Here is a 9,899-nt window from a genome sequence, read left to right as displayed (position 1 = left end):
ACATGTGTCATTCCTTTTTGATTGTATATTACTGGAATGACACAGAATTTCTAACACTCCCTCAACCCCTGTCATGAAATTTATTTAATCTTTTTATTTCTGTCTACCATCCATTTGAGCAAGAAACCATCTCCCTGCTTTTATATACTTTATTCTTTCAATATCATTCAACTCAGATGCTGAGAGCAAAATACCCATAACAAATTCTTTATCCACCTGTTCGATACTACAATTCATAGCCTTAGCTACTTCCGCCCCAAGTATAATCTTGAGCCTTGTTTCAACTTTCTTTTGCTCTGATTTCTCCATTGACTTAAGACGGTTAAGTTCAAGTTGAGCAAATGCCACCTTTTGTTTTAATGTTTTTTCTGTTCTTGATCTTTTACTTTCATCACTCATACAACATCATCCTTACCCAAAAAATAGGCAAATACTTCATCCACGCCTTTCATGGCGAGAACATCACTGAACAGCAAAATAGACGTCGCCAGATTACCCGCTTCATCTGATGGTATAGAGCTAAAGAACTCCATCACTTCATCTTCATCATGGTATCGTGTCATCGCATCAACTTTTATTTGCCATTCACCAATAGCAAAAAGCGCTGCTTCAAAGCAGGACTCAAATCGTTCCATATCAGGGCCAAAATGATACGTTATTCCTTCTTTATATTTCGCAATGAAAATTTCAGTAATCTTTTCATTACTGTTCTGAAGAATACGAGTATCAATAGTAAAAACATAGGCCAGTTGTGCATTCATTTTTTATCTCCTTTGGTTATTGAATATTATATTTAACTATCACCAAAGAGAAATAACGTCAAATTAATAAAGTATTAGATTTTACAATAGGATGTTAATCCTAAATCTACAACCGAAAATATCCCTTGTAATCATCCTTAATTTAAAATATTAAGTCATATGCACAATAATTAGTGATTCACCTAATCCAAAATCATCAGTAATTAAGTTATCAAATGATACACATTATTCTAAAACTTCTTTTATCTATATCCTCCAACGTTTACAATGCATGATAGGCAACGATTAATCATAAGAGGTAATTATGAATATTTTTAGTCTCATCACTGATCCTGATAATGCAGTTTATTTGACTTTAGATAAATTTTATAAAAAAACGCATAGACATTATCCCTATATTCAAAAGGTTAATGGAGAAACTAAAGCATACGCTTTATGCCCAAGATGTCACAATCCGGTCCTTTTGGTTAATAGAATAAATAATCAGACGGAATCAAAAACTTTATATGCTAAGCATGTTAAACATGATGTAATGGGTATCGCATCATATTCTCAACAAGGTTATGATGATTGCTCACTTGCAAACCCAACAAATCTTGATGCAAAAATCAAGAGAGATATTAATAATAAATCAAATAATGAAATAAAAGATGCTGTTAAAAATTATTTCGATCTACTTATATACTCAATTGAATCACATATAGGCATCAATTTTTCTGATTCCGTTTTAGCTCAAATGCTTGAGGATTTCAACGCTTGTGATGGACACCAGTATAGAGCGATTAACTTATATAATTTACCGTTATCATTTGTCTACATCGCAAATGCTCAGGTTCTTTATGGTTGTAGAGTAAACGGAAAAATCAAAGAAAATATAGATAAAAACTCAGAATCATTTATAACATCCGGTACAGAACTTTATGATAAGAGCCTGTATTATGTTAATAGAAAGAAAGGCAGTCCTTATAATAAAATCCTGTTTTATTTCTCTAATCATACCATTTCGACAGAAAATGATGATGAATCGGTAATGTTATATATTGTAGAAAAAAAACAGGATCAGACTATAGATTCAGCAAAAATACTCTATAAAGAAAAAATATATTTTGATGGCACATATTTTTTTAATACTATGAAAAAAAGAGCACGGCTAAACGATTTAGCAAAATCAATTATTCAATAGTATTTATTCTGGAATGCTAATTATTTTTGATAACGGCTGGTTTAATACCAGCTTTATCAAGTCGATAGATATTGATGATGTATCAAATTGTTCCAACTCATACTCTGCAAAAGGTAAATCGCCGACCACTTTTATATTCCCCATTATCTTTCCCAGAATATCACAAAATTCTTGATCTGTTTTTGGTTTTTCAATCAATCCTAAATCCAGTAACTTTTGATATTCAAATAATGCTCTAAGTGTTGCATTTTCCCAAAAAGTAAATTCATGAAAATATGTTCCGTCTTCATATCTAGATTTTCTAAACTCCATTATATCTCCTTATGTTAATTATTATACATGGAGTAATACAATTATTCTCATCAGTCAAATCATAAAATTATAATAAATTCCATGAGTGGGTAAAGCTCAGTAGAAATGAAAAAACAACATCATTGAAAGATAGTTTTAAGCAGACAAAATTTTATGTGTTAGATCGTCTTAAAAAGTTAAAGCCTCTCCCAGACACTACCAATATAGACGATAAAAAACATAATGAGCATAGTGATAATAACGAAGTCCATAAAAAAGACAGAAGAGGCAAATAGTATTATCCATACATTATCCGTAGTATCAACGCTCATAAACGCAAGTATGTTTATGAGCAATAAAAATAATATTATCATTAGGTTTTGGCTTTTTATACTTATATTTCTCATTCAAAGACTCCATATTAAATATACACATACCATAATAAATATGTGATCTTATCAGTTTGTCAATGCAATGAAATAATGTCTATAGATAAGATCTACGCACTTAGCAGTAAAACTATCCAAATAAAGTGTTTTTGCCGCATAGATTAAATTTGATTGCCATAAAAATAAAATAGTGCAACGCATGTGATAGTAATTACTAACCAAAAACATCTGGCACTCTCCGCGTTACTTATTTTTGCACATTCGTGTTTTTATTTTCACCTGTAAATTTTAAACTCTATTTTCCAACCTCAACCTGTGAATTGTGCAACACATAACACTCTCTATTTTATTGTTTTTTTTCATCAAATTTAGCTATCCCGCCTTACGGCGGGAATAATTAATACCTCTTTTGCCCTTACGGGCCTTTTCTTTACTCTTTTTGTTCTGTGGACGTGAAACCTACACCTTTAATCCAGTTTGCGCCGCTTAACCCGGCGTATTATTTTACAACAATACATATATTTCGTATTAATTGATAAGAGGGGCATTTTACATTGGTTTATTTTTTTAAAGACAATGCCCACCTATACACTGCTACGCAGTGTGTGGGGTCTACCGACGGTTGCTGCCGCAGGCTAACACCGTTTCCTTCGGAAACAAGGTCAACGTCAACACCAGAGTTTTTCTTACGAAAAACTAAAACCAGCATAGTTATATTTTCGATTTATTTTCTGGTTTGATATTTAAATTTGTATTGAGGATTTTTATTTTATGGCGATTTTTCATCTGGATTTTAAAATTGTGAAACGAAGCGAAGGCATGACTTCCGTTGCGAAAGCTGCCTACCATGCCCGTACACGTATTACAGATGATCGCATTGGTGAAACATATGATTTTAGCCACAGAACAGACCTTCATGGTCATATTATATTGGCTCCGGTTTCCGCACCTTCTCATATTATTGAAAGCTCGTCAGCGCTATGGAATGAAGTTGAAAGAGTAGAACGCCAGAACAACGGACAAACAGCCCGTTATTTTGATGTCGCTATCCCTGTAGAACTCAGCAACGATGACAAGAAAAAATTAGTTGCCGAATACTGTCAGAAAAACTTTGTCGATAAGGGGATGATAGCTGATATCGCATTCCATGATTTAGACAGTAAAAACCCACATGCTCACGTCATGTTAACCCTGAAAACAATTGGTCCAGAAGGCTTCGGCAAAAAAGACAGAAGCTGGAATGATAAGAAGATGGTTGTTCAGTGGCGTGAGTCGTGGGCCGCGATGTCGAACAGCTACCTTGAAGCCGCAGACAGTGAAGAACGTATCGATCACCGTTCTCTCAGAACTCAATGTGCTGATGCCCTTGCCCAAGCAGAAGAAGCATTCAGCGCTGAAGAGAAAGCCTTCTGGCTTGCCAAGGCAACAGAAACCAACCGTCCGGCAATGCAACGTGTTCATCGTGCTAAATGGAATGACACCGAGTCACAGGAACAACGAGCTGCTGAACAAGCCCTACGCAATCTTCAAATTGAAGAGGCCAAGAAGGTTTATGCAACATTTAGTGAGCTACCACTGGAGATCGTTGTTGATGTCAGAAGCTTTACGATATCTGTTCTTCCAGAACCCGAAGAAATTATTATTCCTGACGACTCGACAGTAGAAGAACAGCAACCGATTGTGGCAACACCAGCTACAAGCAGGAGACCAGCAGTAAAATCTTACCGTAACCCTAATAAGATGAGTAAGGTTGGTATGGCAGGAGAAGGAACACCCGTTCTGGTTGCTCCTGAATCGAATAAATCCACTAAACTGAAAACACCTTCTTCTCGAAACACCAGAGCGATAAACCGCGTTCCCATGAGCAATAGAAAGCAGGTTAAGCCGCGTCAGAATGGAATGTTCAAGCGTTTCACGCTACTGGTAGTGAGTTTCTTCAAAGAGAAATTTATCTGGGCCAAAAGGAAACCCGATACCACTGATGCTGACCATGATAAGCGTATCGCAGAAAACTATGTGTTTGATGAAGTATTGGGTGTCAAGGTTCCACGCTCAGAGTTTGAAAAACGCGCTAAGTTTAACAATGGCCAAAAATCATCAGAAACAGAGTTCTATAGCAACGTATCAGATAATAACGAGACAGTTCGTTTCCCAAGCCGTCCTAAGAAAAAACAGTCCGAGGTTAATAATCATTTAATTTTCATTGAGGAAAACCAGCTAGATAATATAAAAAACCATATAATTCAAAAACCAAAACCATAAAAAATACAGAATAGAATAACGATGAGTTTATTTATTCATTTTTAATTTACGTGTGATGGCGTAGGACATAAAGCAGATTGCATTACCATTAGTAATGTGTCATGCTTCTATATTAAAAGAAGGGCTACCTTCTTTTTTCAAAAATATGATTTTATTAAGGTAAAGTATGTCTTCTATATCAAAAAGAAATCGCAATAAAATGGCGAAAGTCCAGCAAAGAAAACAGCACACAGGTTTATCCAAGCGAAAAGAAAAAAGAAGTGCTATATATAACAGTTTAATTTCCTTAGAAGAAAGCCAAAAAATATTAAAATATTTATCATTTGGATTTGAGAAGGATTTATATAAAGCGTCATTGAATAATTTGAGCGACAAAGGAAACCCACTTCGATTCAATAACTTTGCATATTGTATGCGAGAAATAATATCGCTGATTTTATCTCGATACTCTACTGACGAAGATATATTAAGGTGCTGTTGGTATACTAATGAGACCGATGATGAAAACGGCATTACCAGAGCACAACGGTTTAAATATATTATCCAAGGCGGTTTAAGTGATAATAAATTATCTGAATTGTTGCAATTTGATGAAGATGAAGATGAAGATGAAGAAAACTATATTGCTAAAAGATTGAAAGAGTTTACTAAATTATTTAGAGAACTAAACCAACATACTCATTTAAGAGAAACAAGATTTAATATTGGTGATAAAAAATGTGAAGCTTTGGCTCATGCTGTAATTTCTACAGTATTCAGCATATTAAAAATAATGGAAGATCTACGTGATATTATCAATAAACAGGTGGAATCTGTGATTGATGAGATCCTTTTAGAAGAATTCATTAGCCAAACCTATGATGAATTAGACGTATTATCATCACACTCTAATGTGGATAACTTTGAATTAGACTCCTATGCTGTATCGAAAATTTGCAGTCAGTTTGTGTTAATTCAAGGTCAAGGGATTGCAAATTGTGTTCTTCAATGGGGGTCAAACTCAGATATGAGGAATGATATTGGTGCAACAATGGATGAAAGCTTTGTTTTCGATTTTTCTATACAAGCGTCATTGGATAATTTAAGAAACTTATCATTAGCCCCCCAAGGTATAGTAATTAATACATCTTCATGGTGGAATGACTAACTCAGACAGTTATTTCTTAACAGTAGATTGATAGAAGTAGTTTAAAATTTCTTCTATCAATCTATTTATAGTTCTATGATGGATATCAATAGCAAATGTAATTTTTACACATCATCATTAAATATTCTTTTCAACAATAAATTAATCATATTTTCATCATTCGCAATAAGTTTTTCTTTTTTAGCCCTCGTTAACGATTTTATATATTTTTCTCCTGATCTGGCTAAAAAACCAGATTCAATATTTGATATCGAAAAAACCAATTTTACAGGGCGTCTTGATTTAGTATGCTGAGCACAATATTTCCCTGCTGAATTATGAACATCAACTCTATGTTGTAGATCACTTGTAATACCAGTATAATATGAACCATCACAGCATTCTAAAATATATATTGAATACTTTTTATTGTTTTCCATATCCTTACGCCCCTATATTTATTATTGATGATATTAGACTAAAACCACACAGTACTCAAGGTCTATGTAATGAATGCCTGATATATATGGCGAACAGAGAACACAAATAACATATTCATTGAAAATATGTTATTTTGATAAATTAATATTACATTCTTCTTCTGAATAAAAAATTTCAGTAAAATTGCTTGCCTGCTATAACCCTACGATAGCAATTATTAGAAAGCTGGTAGTAGTTCCGTAGATATACCTCTGAGAGAAGACAGGCCAAAAGACATAAGGATAATGACTTAGGCGCACCACTGCGGATACACACCATACAAAACGGAGGCTAACCAGCCCGTGCAACATGCCCCCACACTGTTCTTCTTCAGAGCAACAGGGGCATTTAACGGTCCAGCATCCTTTTAGTTAGCTCTCCAGCCATTGCTGGTTTTAACGAGATTCATTGCACCATCCGCAGGTTCATTCATCCCTTTAACATTGGCGAATGCTTTTTTGTCAATCCAGCCCGGAACGTCAACCAGCTTCCACGTATAAGTCACGCGAACTACTTTCTGATTACCGTTTCCCGGCTCAGTCCATTCCTTAATCTCGTCAACAGCACGACGACCAACACAGGCACCGTCTATTGTGCTCCAGACTTTGGCTTTTTTGCCTTCCTCTGTTATCCCTAATACATTCGAGTCATAGCCCTGTTCAAAAACCATCAGGCCCTGCTCAATAAAACCGTCGAGGATCACTGAATTGGTCCCTGTGCCAGTTGAATCAAGCCGTGGCTTGGCAAGACGGATGGGGAAGCTGGTGTTATTGTTATCCAGCGAGAAGCAGTATTTATCCTGCCCAATCTTGGCGTTGATCGCTTTCTCGAAATCGCCTTTTTCACCACATCCCGCCAGTGCCAGAGCTACGCCAGCAACGAGTAAAATCTTCTTCATCTGCTTATCCATCCTGATAATCAAAATTGCGTATATTTTTTGACCTAATCCGGTCAGGGCTAGAGTTGTTGCGGGATCCGGCTGTTATCACATAGCAAAACCACCGCTTAACCAATTGATAGGATTCAATTCTTTTAGCGTCTCGTCATATCGTTTAAAACGATCAAAAACAACCACATGATAGTTTTTAACTATCATAAATTGGCATTCGATCGATGATAACAATTAACCACCGATCGATACGACACATTTAATCGTCAAAATCTATCAATAATCAATTATCGATCTTTTATATCGATCATAATTTCAAGTTCTGATAGCCTTGCAACGCCGAGACCGATGCCATGAGTTTGGTGCCGTAGGACGTATAAAACGAAGCAAAGCTCTGTGAGCGGGTTCAGTCTCTTTAACTCATTTACATGGAGGAAGTAGGAGTGGAAGCAACAGGTATCGTATTTTTAGTGGTGCTCTTCGTTATTATCATGACCGCAGCAGATATACAGAAGAAAAAGCACTACAACAGCTTCACTGAAGTTTTGGATGGAGATATTTTATCTTATGAATGTCAGCGAACCGGGATCGTCATAGATACCAAACAGCGCACAGTTCGTTTTTTCGATAAAGAAAGAGACAAGACATATTCTTATGACAATATCAGAGAGATCAATTATACGCTTTCAGAGGGTGGTAAGTTTTACGGCAATGGAACACTACGAGGTATGAACAATGCCGCTATTGCTAACTGGAGAGAACAACTTTCCGCTAATCAACGTTCTGGCCTAAATATTTTAACTGATGATATTAAAAATCCCATGTGGAAAATTAATGTTCCTTTGAAAAATAAATCCACGTCAAACCAAGAACTCTGCGAACGCTGGCTTCTTGTCTTCAAACAATATGTTTTTTAATCCGCTATCTTTAATTATTATCTACCTATGGGGCTAAAATGAAAAAAATGCTTATTGCTGTATTGGTTATTCTTCCACTTGCCAGTTGCACAGTACATGGCAATAAATCTCTTACAGATGAAAATCATCAGACAGTAAAGCTAAAAATCGTCAAAGGAAAAACTACCCAACAAGAGATTCTTACCGCATTCGGGGAACCACAGACACGCGCCACGAACGATGGACAAGAGATGTGGAGCTATTCCAGTATGACGGGAGAAAGCCAGTTATCTAACTACATTCCCGGCCTTGCACTACTGACCAATAGCAGTACAGCACACATTAAATCGTTGGATCTCTGGTTTAAAGGGGATATTGTAGAGCGTTATAATTTTAGCCAGACAGCAAGTAAGACTTCTCGCGGTTTGATGGATTAATTATTACATGGATAGACTCATATAGCTGGGTAAGATCATCCACCCTCTTTAGACTCCGTTCGATACAGCACATCATTGTAATGAGCTTCGGCATCTGTTGAAGCTCTATCTCTTTTTTCCGCTCAAATCCATCATTCCTAAATTTAGGGTTTATAAATGATTGAAATCGGGTGTGTATAGCATCATTAGACGCGGGATAAAAACAAGTAAAACCTACTAACAAGGAAAATCATGCTATCCCGGTTAATATTCAACAATACATTACTGATGAAAAAGCATACGATTATAATTGGCAAGATTATATTTTCACAAAATAAGTTCAAAAATGAACCAGAATATTGTATTCTCCTGATACTGGTTCAATGAGGATGAATCATAATAGAGATTCTAATATTTATGATTATATATAACCTAAGCAAATTTCAGACAACGAATCATAAACCTATGATATATTATGCATTTCTCTATCGTCGGCTCAAAACAAGATTAAAAATAGGATGAACCATGAAAAAACAAACTAAAGAGAAAACATATACAATGTATATATTAGAGCTTGAAGATAATTGTTATTACATCGGCATAACAAAGTTTTTAGGGCGCTCCATGGATAAACATCATCAAGGGAAATGTTCTTGGACAAAACTACATAAGCCATTAAAAATACAAGAGTCTTATTATGTTCATGTAATATCTGATGATGAATTGCCTTCTTTAGTTAAGGAAAAAGCTAATGAATACGCCCAATTGTATGGTATAGAGAATGTTGGATATTGGCAAAAAGTTTTCAGAGAATATTATGTATATGTTTGGGAACTAGAAGGTGGAAACTACTATATCGGCATGACGGTAAGATTAAAGAACAGAAATTTTGAACATATAAGCAAAAGAGGCTCAGACTGGACAAAGAAGCATAAACCAATAAAACTTATAGAAAAAACCAACTTTTTATCTGATGACATTAATTATGTTTATAGAATAGAAAACGTTAAAACATTCGAGTATATGTTCCGTTATGGTATTGATAAAGTTAGAGGAGGCACTTTTAGTACTGCAGACACTTTGTATAAAAGCATAATATTAAAATATATACACAAATACAAATATACACTTTCCGTCTATGAAGAAATAATGACATACATTCGACCAGAATTAGTTCCCAATAATTTATGGGGTCTTGTACGCATT

General features: G+C 35.3%; 11 protein-coding genes. 6 read left to right on the top strand and 5 right to left on the bottom strand.

Translation table 11 applies throughout. The annotated features are described in order from the left end of the window. Window positions 1-93: 93 nt before the first annotated feature. Both A7090_RS23940 and A7090_RS23935 read right to left on the bottom strand, forming a co-directional pair. Window positions 94-399: a conjugal transfer protein TraD gene (locus A7090_RS23940; RefSeq protein ID WP_105275764.1), complete on the bottom strand. Its 306-nt coding sequence runs from the start codon at window positions 397-399 to the stop codon at window positions 94-96. After that, window positions 396-761, bottom strand: a complete 366-nt coding sequence (locus A7090_RS23935) for a hypothetical protein (protein ID WP_105275763.1) — start codon at window positions 759-761, stop codon at window positions 396-398. Before A7090_RS23935 ends, A7090_RS23940 begins: the two co-directional genes overlap by 4 nt. Before the next feature lie 304 nt (window positions 762-1,065). Here A7090_RS23935 and A7090_RS23930 point away from each other — a divergent pair, with 304 nt between their 5' ends. Continuing rightward, entirely contained in the window at window positions 1,066-1,944 is an 879-nt protein-coding gene (locus A7090_RS23930; protein WP_105275762.1) for a hypothetical protein, read from the top strand. 3 nt (window positions 1,945-1,947) lie between these two features. Here A7090_RS23930 and A7090_RS23925 read toward each other — a convergent pair whose 3' ends face one another. Then, on the bottom strand, window positions 1,948-2,256 hold the full coding sequence (locus A7090_RS23925) for a hypothetical protein (protein ID WP_105275761.1): 309 nt from the start codon (window positions 2,254-2,256) through the stop codon (window positions 1,948-1,950). Between the two features lie 1,139 nt (window positions 2,257-3,395). Between A7090_RS23925 and mobQ the strand changes: the two genes are divergently transcribed. Both mobQ and A7090_RS23910 read left to right on the top strand, forming a co-directional pair. Continuing rightward, complete coding sequence (gene mobQ / locus A7090_RS23915) at window positions 3,396-4,886, top strand: MobQ family relaxase (protein WP_105275760.1); 1,491 nt, start codon at window positions 3,396-3,398, stop codon at window positions 4,884-4,886. Window positions 4,887-5,052: 166 nt separating this feature from the next. Then, entirely contained in the window at window positions 5,053-6,033 is a 981-nt protein-coding gene (locus A7090_RS23910) for a pPIWI-associating nuclease domain-containing protein (protein WP_157941499.1), read from the top strand. 104 nt (window positions 6,034-6,137) lie between these two features. Here the strand turns inward: A7090_RS23910 and A7090_RS23905 are convergent, their stop codons facing one another. Together A7090_RS23905 and A7090_RS23895 are read right to left on the bottom strand one after the other, a co-directional pair. Beyond that, the gene (locus A7090_RS23905) at window positions 6,138-6,452 is read right to left on the bottom strand and encodes a GIY-YIG nuclease family protein (RefSeq protein WP_105275758.1); all 315 of its coding nucleotides are present in this window, start codon (window positions 6,450-6,452) and stop codon (window positions 6,138-6,140) included. 407 nt (window positions 6,453-6,859) lie between these two features. Then, window positions 6,860-7,390, bottom strand: coding sequence for a membrane lipoprotein lipid attachment site-containing protein (locus A7090_RS23895; RefSeq protein ID WP_105275757.1), 531 nt, complete (start codon window positions 7,388-7,390; stop codon window positions 6,860-6,862). A 434-nt stretch (window positions 7,391-7,824) separates the two neighbouring features. On the opposite strand from A7090_RS23895, the gene A7090_RS23890 reads away from it, so the two are divergent. From A7090_RS23890 to A7090_RS23880, 3 genes are all read left to right on the top strand, one after another. Next, the gene (locus A7090_RS23890) at window positions 7,825-8,298 is read left to right on the top strand and encodes a DUF4755 domain-containing protein (RefSeq protein WP_105275756.1); all 474 of its coding nucleotides are present in this window, start codon (window positions 7,825-7,827) and stop codon (window positions 8,296-8,298) included. Between the two features lie 38 nt (window positions 8,299-8,336). After that, window positions 8,337-8,714 (top strand): hypothetical protein, encoded by a 378-nt coding sequence (locus A7090_RS23885; protein ID WP_105275755.1) that lies wholly within the window; start codon window positions 8,337-8,339, stop codon window positions 8,712-8,714. A gap of 504 nt (window positions 8,715-9,218) precedes the next feature. Then, window positions 9,219-9,899 (top strand): GIY-YIG nuclease family protein (locus A7090_RS23880; protein ID WP_198599614.1); only part of this gene is annotated, 681 nt, incomplete at its 3' end.

The sequence above is a fragment of the Escherichia sp. MOD1-EC7003 genome, from assembly GCF_002965065.1.
Lineage (GTDB): Bacteria > Pseudomonadota > Gammaproteobacteria > Enterobacterales > Enterobacteriaceae > Escherichia.
This window is presented reverse-complemented; position numbering and strand designations above follow the sequence as displayed.